Here is an 18,786-nt window from a genome sequence, read left to right on the forward strand (position 1 = left end):
GAGCAGTACTAATAGATCGAGGACTTAATCGAGTAAGAGTTTACAGCAGTTCGAAGTGTTATGATCATTAACTTAATATCTAGTTTTGAAGGTACGAGGCAAAATAGTGTGGTGGCGATAGTGAGAAGGATACACCTGTTCCCATGCCGAACACAGAAGTTAAGCTTCTCCGCGCCGAAAGTAGTTGGTGGGAAACTACCCGCGAGGATAGGGAGCTGCCACGCTGTTTTATTATTCCGGATTAGCTCAGTTGGTAGAGCATCTGACTGTTAATCAGGGTGTCGTCAGTTCGAGTCTGACATCCGGAGTTTTTTTTTACCCTGGAGAGTTGTCCGAGTGGCTGAAGGAGCATGATTGGAAATCATGTATACGGGTATTGACCTGTATCAGGGGTTCAAATCCCCTACTCTCCGTAAGCTTAGTGTCTTTGCAGTTGTTGCAGAGACATTTTTTATCGGTTTACTCCAGGGCTTACAAACTTATCGATATTTTTTTATAAAATGTATACACTATTATAATGTATATGATATAATTAGTATCGTTGAGTTGGTGATATGCGCCCATAGCGCAATTGGATAGAGTGTCTGACTACGAATCAGAAGGTTGTAGGTTCGACTCCTACTGGGCGCACTACTTAAGACTTATGAGATTATTCTCATAAGTCTTTTTTTTATACAAAAAAAGAACATCTCGATTGAAGATGTTCCTTATTAATTAATTAGAGATACTATCAACAAAGGCTTGATAGCTTTTTTGTTCGCCAGTTTCAGTGACAGTTAAATTACTCAAGTTGTTATTGTGTAAATTCAGTTCGCTGATTTGGATTTCATGGGTGAAAGTTGCGTTGCCGATTAAATGTAACTCACTGAGTTCTTTAACGGAATTTAGATTTACATGAGTTTTAACCATACCACCGGGGTTATAAACTGAAATATCTTGTGTTGGATCAAATTCATTAGAGTGAAGTAAGGCAAAAATTAAACTAGTAGCTGACATGCCAGTTCCACAAGCGTTCGTAAAGCCAACTCCACGTTCATAAGTCTGAACAAACAATTTATTAGTATCTAATATTTTAGCAAAACTGACGTTAACGCCTTCAGGAAAATAGGGATTAGCTGCATTCAAAGTTTTGCCTAAGGTTCCTAGATCATCTTCATTGACCTCTGATACGAAGCTGATTAGATGAGGGTTAGGAACAGCTACGGCAGAAAATTTTTGATTAGGTAAAAATTCTGGAATATTTTGATCTATCATTTCAGACATTTTTTGATAACTGAAAGGTAAGTCCGTGTTGTTAAAAGATATAGGAGCAATTTCGACGCTAAAAGCTGGTACACCTGTGTAAAAATTTTCGGCTTTAGAAACTGTTAAGGAAGCTTCGAGTGTCTCAACTTTGAATTCATTTAGATGGTATTTTTCAGATAGATAACGGCTAACTGTTCGTAAACCATTGCCACACATTTTGGCCTCACTACCATCAGCGTTGATGACATGCATTTTTCCAAGACAGTTTTCGCTAGTATCGACGACTAAGAGTCCGTCTGCACCACCAAGTGTATTTTTGCATAAATTAATAGCTAAAGCTTTTAATTCAACATCAGTTAAGGGAGTATCTAATAAAGTTTGATCAAGGATGAAAAACTTATTTTCTGAACCATGAACTTTGAGTAATTTTACCAATTTTTCCACCTCATTAATTGAAGAATTTCTTGTAAATTTGTCTAACAGCTTCGTCCGCATCCGATTCCTGCACACCTAGCATGATAGAAATTCGTGATGCACCTTGGTTGATCATGTGGATTGCGATGTTGTTGTTAGTTAATGAATCAATAATTTTGCCAATCGTATTGACGTTGTGAGCGATGCTTTCACCGACGACCATGATGATAGCGTAATCGTCGATCCATTCTAAGTAATCGGGTTGCAAGACTTCTTTGACATCGTGACAAAGGTTGCTGATAGTAGTTTTATCTAATTTAGTACGATCGAAGATAACTGTTAAATCATCAATACCAGAAGGCATGTGTTCGTAAGAGATATTGTATTTATAAAAGAGTTGCAAGAGTTTCAAAGTAAAGCCGACCTCTTTATTCAACAAGTAGCGATGGATATAAAGGGCCGAAAAGCGCTTAGAACAAGCAATCCCGGTGATTTCGTTTGCAGGGTTGAAAAGAAATTGTTCAGGAACAATCAGAGTTCCTTCAGCGCTAGGATTATTGGTATTTTTAACATTGACCGGAACTTGTCCTTTGACTGCTGGAATGATGGCTTCATCTTGGAAAACTGAAAATCCGGCATAAGATAGTTCTCGCATTTCCCGATAAGACATCTTCTTGATTGCCTGTGGATGCTTGACAACGTGATTGTTAGCAACATAAATGGCATCAACATCAGTAAAGTTTTCGTATAAGTCTGCATGCAATCCACGACTCAACATTGCTCCGGTAATATCTGAACCACCACGAGAGAAGGTGAAAATACTACCATCTTGACTGTAGCCAAAAAATCCTGGGAAAACTAAACGACTATCTTCTGGTAGTTTATAATTTTCTAAATTACGGTATGTATCTGGTGAAATATCAGCATCATTTGGCTTTCCGTGAACGATAATACCAGCTTTTTTAGGATCAACAAAAATTGATTTGATACCTTGAGAATTCAGAACTTCATTCAATAAAATAGCGTTGAGAAATTCTCCGTGAGCTTTAAACGCTGCCATTAAATGTTCATTATCTGAAAAATCTGTTTTTGCTAAATTGACTAATTTATCTTTTAGAAGTTTTATGACGGAATCATCAAGTTTAAAATAGTCGCTTATTTCGTGATATCTTGAGATAATCTCCTTGATAATATTAGTATGATCTTCATTTTCAATAACTTCATTAGCATACTCGATCAATAAATCAGTAACTTTCGTATCGCCGTGGTATCGTTTTCCGGGAGCTGAGGTTACGATCACCTTTCGTTCTGAGTCATCTTTAATAATATTAATGACCTTTTCAAATTGTTCTCCGGTTGCGAGGGAACTGCCCCCAAACTTAACGACCTTCATAACTTACACCTCTAAAATTAAATAGTTTTTAATGATGAGTGTATCATTTTTCCCTGTTATGACAAGAAAAAAATGTTATTTATTAGAAATATGAGAATATTTTTAATATCACTTGACGTATTATGAGTGTTGTTATAATCTTAATACCAACAAAAGAGGTCGCAATCGACATGAGTAAATGAGGGAGCTTCTGTAAGAGCTTTGAACTTATTGAAAGGGGAAGTTGCCGAAGCACTAAATTTTACAGGATTTAGCGAGCTGGGGCGTATTACAAGATGATACGAACTGTCGTGATCAAAAGTCGGTCACGTTGAGCTTATGACAAAATTGATGCAGATTATTTATGGATCTCTTTGTTATTAAGCAAGGAGATCTTTTTTATTTGGTAAAAGGAGCAGTGATTATGATAATAGATGATTTAAAGAGTGAAAATGGCCATTTGATGATTGGTGGCGTCGATAGTGTTGATTTAGCAAAAAAATATGGAACTCCACTTTATGTTTTTGATATTTCTCAAGTCCGTAGCCAAATAAAAAAATTTAAATCCGCATTTGAAAAGAATAATTTAAAATATCAAATTAGTTATGCCAGTAAAGCCTTCGCTGTTAAAGCTATCTATCAAGTAATGAAACAAGAAGATGTTCATATCGATGTTGTTTCTGGTGGCGAGTTATATACTGCTTTGAGTGCTGGTTTTCCAAGTGAAAAAATCAGTTTCCATGGCAACAATAAATCTTATGATGAATTGTTGATGGCAGTCAAAGAACACGTCGGGGTAATCATGTTAGACAACTTCCACGAAATCGACTTGCTATCACAAATCTTAAAACAAGAAAAAGCTACGATTAAAGTAATGTTACGTTTGACTCCAGGAATTTCCGCACATACACATAAATATGATCAAACTGGTCAAACTGATAGTAAATTCGGTTTCGATGTTGAATCTGGTCAAGCAGACAAGGCTATGAAATTAGTTTTGGCTGATACGAATATGGAACTTCTTGGTATTCATGCTCATATCGGTTCTCAAATCTTTGGTACAAAGGGTTTCGTTATATTGGCTAAGAAGATGATGGAAATTGCCAAGAAATTCCAAGCTGAATTTAATTATTGGCCTGAAGTTATCAATCTTGGTGGTGGCTTTGGAATTAGCTATAACGAAGATGATGATCCAATCACTGCAGATGAATTCATTGGTCAAATTGCTAATGAATTGAAAAAAACAAATAATGATGTTCCAGAAATTTGGATCGAACCTGGTCGTTCTATCGTTGGTCCTGCAGGCTATACGCTTTATACCGTTGGTTCAAGAAAAGACATTCCTAATTTAACTTCTTATTTGTCAGTTGATGGTGGTATGGGCGATAATATCCGACCTGCTTTGTATCAAGCTAAATATGAAGCCGTTATTGCTAATAAGATGGATCAACCAAATGAGCAAACCGTCCACGTGGCTGGAAAGTATTGTGAATCAGGCGATATCTTAATTGATCAGCAACAATTGCCTAAAACAAAACCAGGTGATATCTTAGCGATGTTAGATACTGGTGCTTATGGATATTCGATGGCCATGAATTACAATCGCAATCCTAGACCGGCGGTAGTCTTTGTTGAAGATGGTCAAGACAAACTAGTTGTTAAACGAGAAACTTATCAAGATTTAACTAGTTTAGATTTGGATTATTAATTTGGAGGAAAGATTTATGAAAAAAATGAGTGCAGAAGAAATTATTAATTATATAGGAAACTCTAAGAAAATTACCCCTGTTAAAGTATATGTTCAAGGGGATGTTTCAAATGTGAATTTTCCTTCAGATATCAAAGTTTTTAAGAGTAATGATTTAGCAATTTTAATCGGTGATTACAAAATAATTGAACCAATTTTAAAAGATAATGATTTGAACGATGTTTATGTTGAAACAGCAGCTCAAAATTCAGCTGTACCAATGCTAGATATCAAACACATCAATGCTCGAATTGAACCAGGTGCAATCATTCGTGATCAAGTTTCAATTGGCGAAAACGCTGTAATTATGATGGGTGCAGTTATCAATATCGGTGCAGAAATTGGCGACAAGAGCATGATCGATATGGGAGCCGTTCTCGGTGGCCGTGCCATTGTTGGTAAGAATTCTCATATCGGAGCTAATGCTGTTTTGGCCGGTGTCGTTGAACCTGCTTCTGCTCAACCAGTAAGAATTGGCGATAACGTTATTGTTGGTGCTAATGCAGTCGTCCTAGAAGGCGTTCAAGTTGGTGACAATGCAGTCGTCGGTGCTGGTGCTATCGTAACTAAGGATGTTGCTGAAAATGAAGTTGTGGCTGGAGTTCCCGCTAGAGTCCTCAAAGTTAAAGATCAAAAGACAACTGATAAAACTAAAATTGAGAGTACTTTAAGGAAGTTATAATTATGGCTTTAACAGAGGAGCAATTAATTAAGATAAGAAGACATTTGCATACCATTCCTGAATTATCGATGCAGGAAGTAAAGACACATGCCTATCTTCTCGAAATGATAAAGCAATTTGACCAGACTAATTTGGAAATTAAAGAGCTACCAGAACTACCAACTGCTCTGTTGGTGTTAGTCAAAGGATCAAATCCTAAGCGTAATCTTGGTTATCGTTGCGATATGGATGCTTTACCAGTAACTGAAGAAAACGGCTTGGACTATGCTTCAAAAAATCCTGGCGTGATGCATGCTTGTGGTCATGATATTCATATGACGGTTGGCTTAGGGATTTTAAGTTATTTCAGTGAGCATCAACCACTTGATAATTTAGTTTTATTTTTCCAACCAGCTGAAGAAGCCGATAGTGGTGGCAAGGTTGCTTACGATTTAGGAGCATTTACTGGAGATTTTCATGTTGATGAATTTTATGGTCTTCATGACAATGCTCAATTAAAAACCGGTGTGATTGGTTGTCACAATGGTACTTTATTTGCTGGAACGACGGAAGTAAATGTCACTATCAAAGGTAAGAGTGGTCATGCTGCTTATCCGCATTTGGCAAATGATGCTGTTGTGATTGCAGCCAACTTTATTCAACAAGTGCAAACAGTGATTTCTCGTAGCATCGATCCAGTAAAATGTGGTGTGATTACCTTTGGCAAGATGGAAGCCGGTGTGATTCGTAACGTTATTGCCGGTTCAGCCCGTTTGGAGGGTACAATTAGAGGTCTAACTCAAGATATGATTGAATTTATCCGCCAACGTATTAGAGAAATTGCCGAAGGGTTAGAGAAGTCGTTTAATTGTGAAATTTTAGTGGAATACAATCAAGGCGGGTATTACCCAGTTGAAAATAATCCTGCTTTGACGAAACGTTTTATTAATTATATGAAGAACAATTCTCAAATTGATTTTGAAGAAACTGAGCCTAAAATGACTGGTGAAGATTTTGGTTACTTGATCAACAAGATTCCCGGAACAATGTTTTGGCTTGGCGTTGATAGTAAAGGTGCACTTCATTCAGCAGACTTCTTGCCACATGAAGCTGCAATCAAAAAAGGAATTGATGCGATGGTCGGTTTCTTAAATTACCGCATGGATTTGGAGGAAGATTAGATGTTTGAAAATGTTGATTTAATGACAGCGATAATTACGCCGTTTAATGATAATGAAAAGATTGATTTTCCAGCCTTGAAAAAATTGACTGAACATCTACTGGCTACAGGCAGTAAAGGCTTTGTCATTGGTGGCACGACCGGTGAAACACCAACTTTGACTGAAGCTGAAAAGTTGGAGCTTTATCAAAAGTTTGTTGAAATTGTCGACGGTCGAGTTCCTATCATTGCTGGTGCAGGTAGTAATAATACCGCTCAGACGATTGATTTCATTAAGAAAATCAGTCAGATCAAGGGAATCGATATGGCTTTGGTCGTAGTGCCTTACTATAACAAACCCAATCAACGTGGGATGAAAGCTCATTTTGAAACGATTGCCAAGAATTCGCCCTTGCCAATTATGATTTATAACATTCCTGGTCGAACCGGCGTTTTGATGGAAAAAGAAACTGTCGTTGAATTAGCCAAGAACCCTAATATTCAAGGTGTAAAGCAATGCAATACGATGGAAGATTTGGAATATATCGTTGAACATGCTCCAAAGGATTTTAATATTTACAGTGGTGAGGATGCTCAAGCACTCTTTGCTAAAGTTATTGGGGCTAATGGAGTAGTTTCCGTTGCTTCTCATCTTTATGGAACAGAAATGAGCGAGATGTACCAAGCTTTGGATGAAGGCAACTATCAAATTGCTGGTAGAATTCAACGTCAATTGACGCCAAAGATGGCTGCTTTGTTCATGTATCCTTCACCTTCACCAGTTAAGGCGGCCTTGAATCATGTTGGTTATCAAGTTGGTGGTTGTCGTTTGCCAATTTTGCCTTTGAATGAAACAGAACAAACTAAGTTATTTAAAATTTTAGATCTTTAGGAGTTTTTTATGATAAAAGTTATTATTTCTGGCTTTTCTGGCTCGATGGGTCAAAAAGCCGTCAAAATGGTCAATGATGCAGAAAATTTACAATTAGTAGCTGGTTTTAATCCTATCGTGACGGATTTAAATCCTGAAACTTATGATCTTGACAAAGATGTGAAAATTTTTAATAAATTGACTGATATTAAAACAGATGCAGATATTTGGATCGATTTTTCAATTCCTAGTGCTGTCTTCGAAAACACTAAATTTGCAATTGAACATGACATTCGTCCGGTAATTGGTACTAGTGGAATGAGTGAAGAGCAAACTGCTGAATTAAAGAAATTGGCTGATCAAAAAGGTTTGGGTGGTATTATTGCTTCTAATTTTGGTTTGTCAGCTGTCTTAATGATGAAATTTGCTCAAGTAGCAGCTAAGTATTTTGAAGAGTCAGAAATTGTCGAAAAGCATCACGAAGACAAAATCGATGCACCTTCAGGAACCGCTTTAAATACTGCTAGATTAATCTATCAAGCTAGAGGTCATGATCAAGTTCAGCATAGCTCTGATGATCCGTTACAGACACGTGGTGGCGATTATCATGGAACTAAGATTCATGCTTTACGTTTGCCAGGCTTTGTTGCTGATGAAGAAGTTATCTTTGGTGGGGTTGGTGAAACTTTGACAATTTCTCAAAGTACGACTGACCGTCAATCATTTATGACCGGCGTTAAGTTGGCTATCGATGAAGTAGTTAAATTGGATCATTTAGTAATCGGTCTCGAACAAATTATTTAGAAATTATTTCAAAAAATTACAAAAACTCTAATAATTTAAGCAGTTTTGTATTAGAATTAAACTACATTTAATTTTTAAGGAGTGTTGAAGAATGCCAGAATTAGATTCATCAGTAAAAAATGTAGTAAACGAAACGATTGCCCCTATGGGTAGATCAATGATCAGAGAATTTGCTGAAAAATTTGCAAAGATTCCTGGTCTAGTTAAATTGACACTTGGCGAACCAAACTTTAATGTACCTGAACACGTTAAAGACGCTGCCATTGAAAGTATCAAGGAAAACAAGTCTCACTATTCAGACCAAAAAGGTTTCTTGAGCCTTAGAGAAGCTATCTCAGGTTACTTGGATAAGCAATTCGATCTTCAATACGATCCTGAATCAGAAGTTGTCGTAACTATTGGTGCTACAGAAGCAATCTTTGATACTTTTGCTGCTATCATCAATCCTGGAGACAAGGTAATTATTCCTACACCAACTTTTGCTCTATACATTCCAATCGTTAAAATTCTTGGTGGAATCCCAGTTCAGGTTGATACGACTGCTGATGGTTTCCAATTGACTGGAAAACACTTGGCTAAGGTTATCGAAGAAGAAGGCGAAGATAAGGTTAAAGCTTTGATGCTAAACTTCCCTGGTAATCCAACCGGTTTTGTTTACTCAAAGGATCAATTGCAAGAACTTGTCGACGTTGTCAAAGACAAGAACATGTACGTTGTTTCTGATGAAATTTATGCTGAATTGACTTACAGTCACAAGCATTTCTCAATGGCAAAACTTTTGCCCGGCAAAACAATTTTGATCAATGGATTATCTAAGTCACACGCTATGACTGGTTACCGTATCGGTTATATTGCTGGACCAAAAGATTTCGTTGAACAAGCCAATAAGATGCACGCCTTCACAGTTACAGCTCCTTCTAATCCAGCTCAATTTGCTGCCGAAGAAGCTTTGAAGAATGGTATCGATGATCCAATCGCAATGAAGAAAATTTATCAAGAACGTCGTGATTACTTAGTTGATCAACTAAATGACATGGGTTACGAAACAATCTTGCCAGAAGGTGCTTTCTACACGTTCTCTAAGATTCCTGAAAAATTCGGTTTGAGTTCAATCGAATTTGCCGATAAATTGGCTACTGAAGGTCTCGTTGGTGTAACACCAGGTGTTGCTTTTGGTAAAGGCGGCGAAGGTCATTTCAGAATTTCTTACGCTGCTTCAATGGAAGATATTCAAGAAGCTATGAAGCGCTTGAGAAAGTTTACAGAGAGTTTATAAATAATATTTAAGGGATGAAGATTTATGAGTGATGAATATACAGTAGCAATTTTGGGTGCCACAGGTGCCGTTGGAACACGTTTAATTCAACAATTAGAACAATCAACTATTCCTGTTTCAAAAGTAAAGTTATTAGCATCAAGTCGTTCAGCAGGAAAGGTTTTACAATTTAAGGGCCAAGATGTGACCGTTGAAGAAGCCAAACCCGAATCATTTGATGGTGTCGATTTAGTTTTGGCATCAGCTGGTGGAGCAGTTTCTAAGAAGTTTTTACCAGAAGCTGTCAAACGCGGCGCTGTTTGTGTTGATAATACTAGTGCTTTTAGAATGGAAGAAGATGTTCCATTGGTCGTTCCTGAAGTGAACGAAGCTGCACTTTATAATCACCACGGTATTATCGCCAATCCTAACTGTTCAACTATCCAAATGATGGTTGCTCTAGAACCCATCAGAAAAGCTTTTGGCTTGAAGCAAATTATTGTTTCAACTTACCAAGCTGCCAGTGGTGCTGGTCAAAGTGCTTTGAACGAATTGTACGCTGAAGCTCAAGATTATCTTGATGGTAAAGACATGAAAGCCGATATTTTTCCAACGAAGGGCGATAAGGAGCATTATCCTTTAGCTTTCAACCTCTTACCACAGATCGATGTTTTGGAAGATAATCTTTATTCTCACGAAGAATGGAAGATGATCCATGAAACTAAGAAGATCATGCTAGGCGATATGAATTCACCTAAGATCAAAGTCACTGCAACTTGTGTCAGAGTACCAGTGCCAATTAGCCACGGTGAATCAATTTATATTGAAGTTGAAGATAAGTCAGCTACAACTGAACAAATTCAACAATTAATCAAAGATGCTCCAGGAGCTGTCTTGCAAGATGATCCTAAGCATCAAGTTTATCCACAACCTATCAATGCAGTGAATAGTCGTGACACTTTTGTTGGTCGTATCCGTCCGGATTTGGAAAACGATGGAGCTTTCAACATGTGGGTCGTTTCTGACAACTTATTGAAGGGTGCAGCTTGGAATACAGTTCAAATTGCTGAAAGACTAGTTGCTGATGATTTAGTTCGTGTAAAATAAATAAATCAATATGGGATGCAGAAATAAGCCTGCGTTCCATATTTTTTTTGTTATTTCTGTTAAAATGTTAAGAGACATTTAATTTCAGGTGAGAAAAAAATGAAGCGAATAATAAATGTATTTAATGAGGGCGTTTTAGACCTGTTGGCTAACGCTGGAGTTGCGATTCCGTATTTTTTCTGTTTGACGTTATATAACCAAAATAAGAATATTTTTGTCTTTGCGTTGCCATTTTTGATGCTCTATACTTTCAGAGCTTTGGGGATGCTTTTGACAACTTTTATTACTTTGCCAGCTTCGACGATGCTTTCAATGTCGAATTTGTTTGGGGTGATTGGTTCACTCTGTATGTTAGGGGCTAGCAACCCGGTCTTTGGTATTATTGGTGGGGTATTCTTAGGATTGGCTTCTAGTTGGATTTGGCCATATTATTTGACGGTTCGGTCTCGAGGTAAGATGGACAAGGAATTTAAGTTCAATCGTATGCATACTTTGTCGATGGTTTTGACAATTATCTTATTATTAATTGTTGAATTGATTGCCACAAAGACTAAATTATTGAGTTTATCATTTATTTTGTTAGCTTTCTTATTCTTTGCTGCGATGGTTGGGGGTATGAACGTAACGCATCGTTTGACCTTCTATCAAGGTTTGGAGAAAAAGCCTAAATTTCGGATCAATTCCTTTTTTAATTTGATTGTGTTAGCGAGTTTGGTCATGTTGTTATTCATCATTCGCTATACACGTTTAAAGGAAGTTTCCAATACGATCGACTTAGTGATCAGTATCGCTGCCATCGTCTTGTTCTTGATCCTTGCGTACTATCAACTAGGAGTTCATAAAAAGATGTTTCCGGTTAGTTTAGTGGCAATCAATCGTGGTGTGGTTATGAACTACGTTATGTTGTATGCCATCTTCGATAGTACGATCCGTTTCAAATTCAATACTTTGATGCTAGTTTATACGCTCTATCTAGTTGGTTTTGAGTTAGGACCAACTCTGTTGAAAAAACATCAAAATTGGCGCTATCCTTTATTGTTAATAGGTTTAGTTTTGGCATTGTTTAACTATACGTACTTTGTTGGCTTGTTCTTGTTAGCGGTATTCGTAGGAACTGATAATCGTATTTTAAATGATGCGCTTTATACCGATCCCGATTTAGATTCTGAGCGTGCTTTCTTGATTAAGTATCAACTGTCCTGTGTCGGAAATGTATCGCAACAGTTGATCTATATGACAACGATTTACTTCATCAGTTACTTTACAGATATTAACGCCTTGGGATTCTTTAACAATATTTCCAATGGTCCAACTAATTCAACGCTTTATGGAGTACATTTATTTATTACTGCAATCGTCTTTATTTATGCAGCAGTCACATTTTATTTTGCTCGTGAAAAAGAATGATTTAAATCATTACAACGTTATAAAATCTATTTTGTTAAAAATATTTGAACATAATGAAATTCAATATTATTGAGTAAAACTGTAGGTTATAACGGTTGATTGTGAAATTGCTTCAATGATATTTTTTAGAAATCAAAAATAAGACTACTATATATTGTATGCTTGTGTTATATAACACCAACATATGGTATTTAGTAGTCTTTTTTATTATTTAAAATTTTATAAAATGGTTGTATAGATTAAAGATTGGGGAGATATAAATGACCACGCAATTAATTCAATTGATAAAGATCCCAGTTGAAAAAAGAAGTGGCTTCAAAACTAAATTTTATCCATATAAGATTGAATTTGTTATAGCTAAATTGGGTTTATCTCAAGATCAACAAGATAATTTGATTGAGAATTTTGTATCTAAATTTATCAAATCTGATTTGATGACAACCAAACAAATGCGACAAGTTATCACGGATAGTTTGATTTCTCAAAATTTGAATCAAGCTGCAAAATCTTATCAAGACTATTTTATAAAGGAACAAGAAAAATTTGCTCGAGCAACTAATGTGAAATTAAATATTGAGAAATTATTTAATCGCAATGAGCAAGTGGTGCACGAGAACGCCAACAAGGATAGCAATATCTTCAATACTCAACGTGACTTGGAAGCTGGCGTAGCAAGTAAAGCCTTAGGATTAAAAATGCTACCAGATATTGTAGCTAAGTCTCATTTACGAGGTGATATTCATTGGCATGATTTAGATTATTCTCCAGTTACGCCGGAGACTAATTGTTGTTTGATCGATTTTGATGAGATGCTGACTAATGGCTTCAAAATTGGTAATGCTTGGGTATCTTCACCAAAGTCTATTCAGACGGCTACAGCTCAAATGTCTCAGATTATCGCTAACGTGGCATCGTTACAATATGGTGGCTGTTCAGCTAATCGAATCGATCAATTGTTAGCACCTTATGCAAAATTAAATTATCAAAAACATCTTAAGGATGCTCAAAAATGGATTACCAAGGATAAGCAAGTTGAGTTTGCCAGAGAAAAGACGAAAAAAGACATTTATGATGCCATGCAAGCACTTGAATACGAAATCAATACTCTTTATTCCTCACAGGGACAAACGCCGTTTACGACGATAAATTTCGGTTTAGGGACGAGTTGGATCGAACGTAGTATTCAAAAATCTATTTTAGAAATTCGTATTAAAGGCTTAGGAAAGGAACATCGAACAGCTATTTTTCCTAAATTAACTTTTACGGTTAAACGTGGTCTGAATTTAAATCCGGAAGACCCTAATTACGATATAAAACAATTGGCTTTGGAATGTTCGACCAAGCGAATGTATCCAGACCTTTTGATGTATGACAAGATTGTTGAAATTACTGGTAGTTTTAAAACTCCGATGGGATGTCGGTCATTTTTACAAGGATGGCAAGATGAAAATGGTCGAGAGGTTAATTCGGGTCGGATGAATTTAGGCGTTGTAACGGTTAATTTGCCTCGAATTGCTTTGGAATCAAAAGGTGATATTGAGCTGTTTTGGGAAATATTTGAAGAAAAAATGCAAATTTGTCACACTGCTTTAGAATATCGAATCAAACGGACTAAAGAGGCTAAACCTGAGAATGCACCGTTATTATACATGTATGGTGCTTTCGGCAAGCGTCTTAAGAAAGAAGATTCTGTTGATGAATTATTCAAGAATGGTCGGGCTACGGTCTCGTTAGGCTATATCGGTCTATATGAAGTTTGCACATGTTTCTTTGGCAACGACTGGGAACAAAATCCTCAGGCACATGATTTTGCTGAGAGTATCACGAAAGCTTTGAATGAAAAATGTAGCAAATGGGCAAAAGAGAGCGGTTATCACTATAGTCTGTATTCGACGCCAGCAGAGTCGTTAACTGATACTTTTTGTCGGGATGATTTAGAGAAATTTGGCTCCATTCCTGATATTACAGCCAAAGAATACTATACGAATAGCTTTCACTTTGACGTCAGAAAGCATCCAAATCCCTTTGAGAAATTGACCTTTGAAGAAGTCTTTCCTAAATATGCATCAGGTGGTTTTATTCATTATTGTGAGTATCCTAATCTCCGTCAGAATCCGAAAGCCTTAGAAGCTGTTTGGGATTGGGCTTATGATCACGTAGGTTATTTAGGAACTAATACTTCAATTGATCAATGTTTTAAATGTGGTTTTCGAGGTGAATTTAAAGCTACACCAAGAGGATTTGCTTGCCCAGACTGTGGCAATAATGATCCGGAGTTTTGTGATGTTGTAAAAAGAACTTGTGGCTACTTGGGTAATCCTCAACAAAGACCAATGATTCATGGAAGACATGTAGAAATAGCTTCACGGAAAAAGAATATGACTTCGGAGATGATAAAAAATGCGGCCAAATATGAGAGAACCAAACAATCCGACTCCCAAAGAATGGTTGAGCGCGGACCACAGTCTTAAAAGGATTGCTGATTATAAACCTTTTAATTTCGTCGATGGAGAAGGGGTTAGATGCAGTCTTTATGTATCAGGTTGCCTTTTTCGCTGTCCTGGGTGTTATAACGTTGCTGCTCAAGATTTTCGTTATGGTAAGCCATATACTAAAGAATTAGAAGACCAAATTATTAAGGATTTGAGTCAAAGTTACGTGCAGGGACTAACGTTGTTAGGTGGGGAACCCTTTTTGAATACTGAAGTATGCTTATCGTTATGCAAACGAATTAGAAAAGAATTCGGACATGACAAAGATATTTGGTCTTGGACAGGTTATTCTTGGGATGAGATGATGCAAGAGTCCTCCGATAAATTAGAATTATTATCGTTGATCGATATCTTAGTTGATGGACGATTTTTACTCAGGAAAAAGGATCTATCGTTACAATTCAGAGGTTCATCTAATCAAAGAATCATTGATGTACCCAAGTCTTTGGCTAGTGGTAGCGTTGTAATTTGGGATAAATTAATTAAATAGAATTATCAATTGATAAATGGCATCTATTTTAAAGCAAATAGATGCCATTTTCTTTGCCTTTTTTGACCTAAATACGACATAATTTAAGCTAAATTAGTTTCTTTCCAGATTAATTTTATGGCATGAAATCTACTTATGTAGCTTATTACAACTTTTTATTAAAAATGATAATTAAATGAGAATCATTCCAAAAAAGACTTTAAAAATGTTTTTAAAGCAGTTATAATCTGGGTAAGGATAATAATCAGAGGGATGTGTTTTTTATGAACTCAGATAAGATTAAATTATATGGAACTTTGACTATTGGTTTCATTGCGGCAGTGTTAGAGTTTGTTTTCCATTTGCCAAACTATGCTCAATTAATTATCAGTATCTTAGGTTTATTATTAGCTTTGATTATGTTTATTGATATGATCAAGGTCTTAAAATCTGGTAATTTTGGAATTGATTTATTAGCCATTACAGCTATTGTTGCCACAATTGTTTTGGGACAATACTGGGCTGGCTGGATCGTATTGTTGATGCTGACAGGTGGCGATACCTTAGAAGAATATGCTGCCAATAAGGCTAAGAGTGAACTGAAATCACTTTTGGACAATACACCATCGAAGGCCCATCTTTTAAAGGATGGTAATGTTACTGATGTTGATATTGATGATGTCAAAGTAGGCGACAAGATTTTGGTTCGTCCTAAAGAACAAGTCCCAGTTGACGGATTAGTTATTGATGGACAGTCGGAAATTGATGAATCTTCATTGACAGGTGAATCAGTTCCAGTGAATGTCTCGAACGGTAGCCACGTTATGTCTGGTTCTATCAACGGTGAAAATCCTTTCCAAATCAAGGCGGAAAAGATTGCGGCTGATTCAGAATATCAAGCGATTGTTAAGTTAGTTAAGGAATCAGAAACTCATCCAGCTAAATTTGTTCGTTTGGCTGACCGTTACGCCGTACCATTTACTTTAATTGCTTACATCATTGCTGGTGTGGCTTGGTATGTCTCGAAAGATCCAGTTAGAATCGCTCAAGTATTAGTGGTAGCGTCACCTTGTCCATTGATTTTGGCGGCACCAATTGCCTTTGTCTCAGGAATGAGTCGTACAAGCCGTAACGGTATCATTATCAAATCTGGAACAGCCTTAGAGAAACTTAATTCAGCTAAGACGGTAGCTTTTGATAAAACTGGTACGATCACCAAAGGAAAACTGGTCGTCGATGAATTTAGAACGACGAATCACTTTGATGAAAAGACTGTTATGTCATATGCGGCCTCAATTGAACAAAATTCGAGTCACGTTATGGCAGAAGCAATTGTAGACTATGCTAGAAGTAATAATGTGGCTTTGAAAAAAACTGATGATTTGAAAGAAGTTACAGCAGAAGGAATTGTTGGTAAAGTTGAAGGGCATATTGTCAAAGTCGGTCAAGCTGGTTTTGTTACAAAAGAAGTTGTCGATGAAGTCAAAGGCTCAGGAGTTTATGTTTCTATTGATAATCAGTACGCAGGTGTTTATAGTTTGCTTGACCAAATTCGTCCAGAATCGAAATCAACAATTGCTAAATTAAAAGATTTTGGTATTAAAAATATCCTAATGATTTCTGGGGATAAAAAAGAAGCAACCGAGATGGTTGCTTCAGAAGTAGGTATTACAAAATCATATCCAACTAGTTTGCCAGCTGATAAAGTAAAGATTATCGATGGTCTAGATAAAGAGTATCATCCAACAGTTATGGTTGGGGACGGTGTTAACGATGCTCCAGCACTAGCTTTAGCCGATGTCGGGATTGCTATGGGTTATAAAGGTGCTAATGCTGCTAGTGAATCAGCCGATGCAGTTATTTTGCAGGATGACTTGAGCAAGGTAAGTACCGCTGTGAAAATTGCTCACGATACGATGAAAGTCGCTCGTGAGGCAGTTTTGATTGGTATCTTTATTTGTATCGCCTTAATGTTGATTGCAGCATTTGGCTTAATTCCTACTATTATCGGAGCTATGTTGCAAGAAGTAGTTGATACTGTAGCCATCCTTTATGCACTCCGTGCTAGAAGTGATCGATTATAACCAACCGTAAGAATCTAAATTCATGTCTCGCTTAGGTAATTTTGATACGTAGGGATTACCTTCAACAATAAAACGCATATCTTTTGAAGTCCAAGGCTCCTTATTCTTAACACCGATTCTAGGTGTTGCCAGAATATTTTTAGGAGTTTGGACTTTTTTTGATGAAAAGACAAAATTGCCAGTATTTAGAACAGTTCCTGATAAAGTTTTATCTTTGATACCAAAGGCTGCCATCCATTTGGCTGGGCCATTAGTAGCTTCGAAATTAGTCTTGCCTCGATTTTCTTCCATTAAGTCCACACCCTCTAATGGTTGAAGCGCACGAATCAAGATTCCATTAGGCGTTCCGGCTTTTTGAACACTGATGTCCATATCTAACCAACTGTGGATCGAATAAATATAGATTGTTCCTCCAGCTTGATAAAGTGGGTCGTTAGCTTTAGTATGGCGTCCATTGTAACTATGAGCTGCCATGTCGATTGGTCCTAAGTAGGCCTCCGTCTCGACGATGATGCCAGAAAAGTTTCCCTGATCAGATTTATATGAAAAAGTATGTCCCAACATATCTTGAGCAATATCCATTGTATTGCCGGTTTCAAAGTATTTTTGCACGTTCAAAATCAATTATCCTCCTAATTTTGAAAAAAATTCAAAAAAATTAAAAAAAAAGCTTGCTAGACCTTATTTATTATTGTATTATATTTCTTGTGCTTGAGAGAGCAATACATAAATAAATATTTATGACCCGTTGGTCAAGTGGTTAAGACACCGCCCTTTCACGGCGGTAACATGAGTTCAAATCTCGTACGGGTCATTTTGGAGGATTAGCTCAGCTGGGAGAGCATCTGCCTTACAAGCAGGAGGTCACAGGTTCGATCCCTGTATCCTCCATCCAAAGATAAAACATCTAACTTCGGTTAGATGTTTTTTTGTACAATAAAAAAAGGATTTTCAGAAAATCCTTAAATAATTAAAATTAAATTTCCAATTACGCGATAAATTAAATTAGATTGGTTGAAATTCTTGAAGAGCTTTAATAATGACATGGAAACTACAAAGATAACAATGATGAGCGCTGTCCAAAGACTAATATAACTCAAAAGAAATAAAACTAGGCTCAAGGCCGAGATTGCTATTAATTCGATATAATCGAACTTAGTGCCTTCAAAGTAGTTGATGAGGACTGTTGCTAAATTGACTAGCAACAAAGGAACAACAAAGGTAACTGAAATAAAATGCATATAAGTAAAAGCAATAGCAATGGACATGAAGCTAGGAACAACAAAATTTTCTACCAATGACGTGAAGTTTTGACTGTTGTCCGGTAAGTACCTCATTAAATATAAAAAGGCTAATTGAGCGAAAATCAAAATGATAACGAAGATATTTAATGATCTTAATGATAAGATTGCTAACAGTAGATAAATTGCACTATATAAAATATGAAAATATCTATTAGGATTCAATTTTAAAATGAATTCCTTATACAAAGCTACCATGGCTACCATAATAATTAAAAATCCATGCAAGGAATAGTTATGCAAATCATGCATAAAAATAAAGATGAATGGAAAGATGTGATAACTAATGAATTCAATAAAAGTTGCAAGTAATTTTTTAGAGTTTAACTTATCCATAGCGACTCCTTTTAGTTATAAAATCATATTAATGTAGAAAAACTTTATCGTCAAATTGATTT

At 36.5% G+C, this 18,786-nt stretch carries 15 protein-coding genes, 5 tRNA genes, 1 rRNA gene and 1 riboswitch; of the genes, 17 read left to right on the top strand and 4 right to left on the bottom strand.

The features are described 5' to 3' along the window. Positions 1–107 precede the first annotated feature (107 nt). The 4 genes from rrf (at position 108) to FFM65_RS04035 (ending at position 630) form a co-directional block, all read left to right on the top strand. Positions 108–224 (top strand): 5S ribosomal RNA (rrf, locus tag FFM65_RS04020). 11 nt (positions 225–235) lie between these two features. Beyond that, positions 236–308 (top strand) — tRNA-Asn (locus FFM65_RS04025). A 14-nt stretch (positions 309–322) separates the two neighbouring features. Further along, positions 323–413: transfer RNA gene (locus tag FFM65_RS04030), tRNA-Ser, on the top strand. A gap of 143 nt (positions 414–556) precedes the next feature. Then, positions 557–630 (top strand) — tRNA-Arg (locus FFM65_RS04035). Positions 631–714: 84 nt separating this feature from the next. Here the strand turns inward: FFM65_RS04035 and dapF are convergent. Together dapF and FFM65_RS04045 are read right to left on the bottom strand one after the other, a co-directional pair. Beyond that, positions 715–1,680 carry a diaminopimelate epimerase gene (gene dapF / locus FFM65_RS04040; protein ID WP_119317773.1) on the bottom strand — a complete coding sequence of 322 codons (966 nt, stop codon included), beginning with the start codon at positions 1,678–1,680 and terminating at the stop codon, positions 715–717. A gap of 13 nt (positions 1,681–1,693) precedes the next feature. Next, positions 1,694–3,052 carry an aspartate kinase gene (locus FFM65_RS04045; protein ID WP_119317774.1) on the bottom strand — a complete coding sequence of 453 codons (1,359 nt, stop codon included), beginning with the start codon at positions 3,050–3,052 and terminating at the stop codon, positions 1,694–1,696. Positions 3,053–3,197: 145 nt separating this feature from the next. Continuing rightward, positions 3,198–3,378, top strand: a riboswitch (Lysine riboswitch). A gap of 77 nt (positions 3,379–3,455) precedes the next feature. Here FFM65_RS04045 and lysA point away from each other — a divergent pair. The 11 genes from lysA (at position 3,456) to FFM65_RS04100 (ending at position 17,087) form a co-directional block, all read left to right on the top strand. Beyond that, the gene (lysA, locus tag FFM65_RS04050; RefSeq protein WP_119317775.1) at positions 3,456–4,739 is read left to right on the top strand and encodes a diaminopimelate decarboxylase; all 1,284 of its coding nucleotides are present in this window, start codon (positions 3,456–3,458) and stop codon (positions 4,737–4,739) included. Between the two features lie 16 nt (positions 4,740–4,755). Then, positions 4,756–5,460 (top strand): 2,3,4,5-tetrahydropyridine-2,6-dicarboxylate N-acetyltransferase, encoded by a 705-nt coding sequence (gene dapD, locus FFM65_RS04055; protein ID WP_119317776.1) that lies wholly within the window; start codon positions 4,756–4,758, stop codon positions 5,458–5,460. A 2-nt stretch (positions 5,461–5,462) separates the two neighbouring features. Next, positions 5,463–6,620: an N-acetyldiaminopimelate deacetylase gene (locus FFM65_RS04060; RefSeq protein ID WP_119317777.1), complete on the top strand. Its 1,158-nt coding sequence runs from the start codon at positions 5,463–5,465 to the stop codon at positions 6,618–6,620. Next, positions 6,621–7,490, top strand: coding sequence for a 4-hydroxy-tetrahydrodipicolinate synthase (gene dapA / locus FFM65_RS04065; RefSeq protein ID WP_119317778.1), 870 nt, complete (start codon positions 6,621–6,623; stop codon positions 7,488–7,490). It abuts the gene before it with no gap. Between the two features lie 9 nt (positions 7,491–7,499). Continuing rightward, positions 7,500–8,273: a 4-hydroxy-tetrahydrodipicolinate reductase gene (gene dapB, locus FFM65_RS04070; RefSeq protein WP_119317779.1), complete on the top strand. Its 774-nt coding sequence runs from the start codon at positions 7,500–7,502 to the stop codon at positions 8,271–8,273. A gap of 91 nt (positions 8,274–8,364) precedes the next feature. Further along, the gene (locus FFM65_RS04075; protein WP_119317780.1) at positions 8,365–9,549 is read left to right on the top strand and encodes an aminotransferase class I/II-fold pyridoxal phosphate-dependent enzyme; all 1,185 of its coding nucleotides are present in this window, start codon (positions 8,365–8,367) and stop codon (positions 9,547–9,549) included. A 24-nt stretch (positions 9,550–9,573) separates the two neighbouring features. After that, positions 9,574–10,635 carry an aspartate-semialdehyde dehydrogenase gene (locus FFM65_RS04080; protein WP_119317781.1) on the top strand — a complete coding sequence of 354 codons (1,062 nt, stop codon included), beginning with the start codon at positions 9,574–9,576 and terminating at the stop codon, positions 10,633–10,635. A gap of 99 nt (positions 10,636–10,734) precedes the next feature. Beyond that, positions 10,735–12,042, top strand: a complete 1,308-nt coding sequence (locus FFM65_RS04085) for a hypothetical protein (protein ID WP_119317782.1) — start codon at positions 10,735–10,737, stop codon at positions 12,040–12,042. A 260-nt stretch (positions 12,043–12,302) separates the two neighbouring features. Further along, positions 12,303–14,513: an anaerobic ribonucleoside-triphosphate reductase gene (gene nrdD, locus FFM65_RS04090; RefSeq protein WP_119317783.1), complete on the top strand. Its 2,211-nt coding sequence runs from the start codon at positions 12,303–12,305 to the stop codon at positions 14,511–14,513. Further along, a complete protein-coding gene (gene nrdG / locus FFM65_RS04095) occupies positions 14,455–15,024 on the top strand; it encodes an anaerobic ribonucleoside-triphosphate reductase activating protein (RefSeq protein ID WP_371851274.1) in 570 nt (189 codons plus the stop codon). The genes nrdD and nrdG overlap by 59 nt, the downstream gene beginning before the upstream one ends. Before the next feature lie 263 nt (positions 15,025–15,287). Next, entirely contained in the window at positions 15,288–17,087 is a 1,800-nt protein-coding gene (locus FFM65_RS04100) for a heavy metal translocating P-type ATPase (protein WP_119317785.1), read from the top strand. On the opposite strand, the gene FFM65_RS04105 is transcribed toward FFM65_RS04100, so the two are convergent. Further along, on the bottom strand, positions 17,082–17,699 hold the full coding sequence (locus FFM65_RS04105; RefSeq protein WP_245954230.1) for a DNA-3-methyladenine glycosylase: 618 nt from the start codon (positions 17,697–17,699) through the stop codon (positions 17,082–17,084). The genes FFM65_RS04100 and FFM65_RS04105 overlap by 6 nt on opposite strands. Before the next feature lie 130 nt (positions 17,700–17,829). Between FFM65_RS04105 and FFM65_RS04110 the strand changes: the two genes are divergently transcribed. Beyond that, positions 17,830–17,901, top strand: a tRNA-Glu gene (locus tag FFM65_RS04110). 4 nt (positions 17,902–17,905) lie between these two features. Further along, positions 17,906–17,978, top strand: a tRNA-Val gene (locus tag FFM65_RS04115). Positions 17,979–18,049: 71 nt separating this feature from the next. Here FFM65_RS04115 and FFM65_RS04120 read toward each other — a convergent pair. Then, a complete protein-coding gene (locus tag FFM65_RS04120) occupies positions 18,050–18,724 on the bottom strand; it encodes a hypothetical protein (protein ID WP_119317786.1) in 675 nt (224 codons plus the stop codon). Positions 18,725–18,786 lie beyond the last annotated feature (62 nt).

Source organism: Companilactobacillus formosensis (assembly GCF_005405305.1).
GTDB lineage: Bacteria > Bacillota > Bacilli > Lactobacillales > Lactobacillaceae > Companilactobacillus > Companilactobacillus formosensis.

Coding starts and splice junctions, on each gene's coding strand:
- FFM65_RS04120 (WP_119317786.1), bottom strand. CDS start 18,724: ATGGATAAGTTAAACTCTAAAAAATTACTTGCAACTTTTATTGAATTC.
- nrdG (WP_371851274.1), top strand. CDS start 14,455: ATGAGAGAACCAAACAATCCGACTCCCAAAGAATGGTTGAGCGCGGAC.
- FFM65_RS04075 (WP_119317780.1), top strand. CDS start 8,365: ATGCCAGAATTAGATTCATCAGTAAAAAATGTAGTAAACGAAACGATT.
- dapA (WP_119317778.1), top strand. CDS start 6,621: ATGTTTGAAAATGTTGATTTAATGACAGCGATAATTACGCCGTTTAAT.
- nrdD (WP_119317783.1), top strand. CDS start 12,303: ATGACCACGCAATTAATTCAATTGATAAAGATCCCAGTTGAAAAAAGA.
- FFM65_RS04100 (WP_119317785.1), top strand. CDS start 15,288: ATGAACTCAGATAAGATTAAATTATATGGAACTTTGACTATTGGTTTC.
- FFM65_RS04080 (WP_119317781.1), top strand. CDS start 9,574: ATGAGTGATGAATATACAGTAGCAATTTTGGGTGCCACAGGTGCCGTT.
- dapB (WP_119317779.1), top strand. CDS start 7,500: ATGATAAAAGTTATTATTTCTGGCTTTTCTGGCTCGATGGGTCAAAAA.
- lysA (WP_119317775.1), top strand. CDS start 3,456: ATGATAATAGATGATTTAAAGAGTGAAAATGGCCATTTGATGATTGGT.
- FFM65_RS04045 (WP_119317774.1), bottom strand. CDS start 3,052: ATGAAGGTCGTTAAGTTTGGGGGCAGTTCCCTCGCAACCGGAGAACAA.
- FFM65_RS04085 (WP_119317782.1), top strand. CDS start 10,735: ATGAAGCGAATAATAAATGTATTTAATGAGGGCGTTTTAGACCTGTTG.
- FFM65_RS04060 (WP_119317777.1), top strand. CDS start 5,463: ATGGCTTTAACAGAGGAGCAATTAATTAAGATAAGAAGACATTTGCAT.
- dapD (WP_119317776.1), top strand. CDS start 4,756: ATGAAAAAAATGAGTGCAGAAGAAATTATTAATTATATAGGAAACTCT.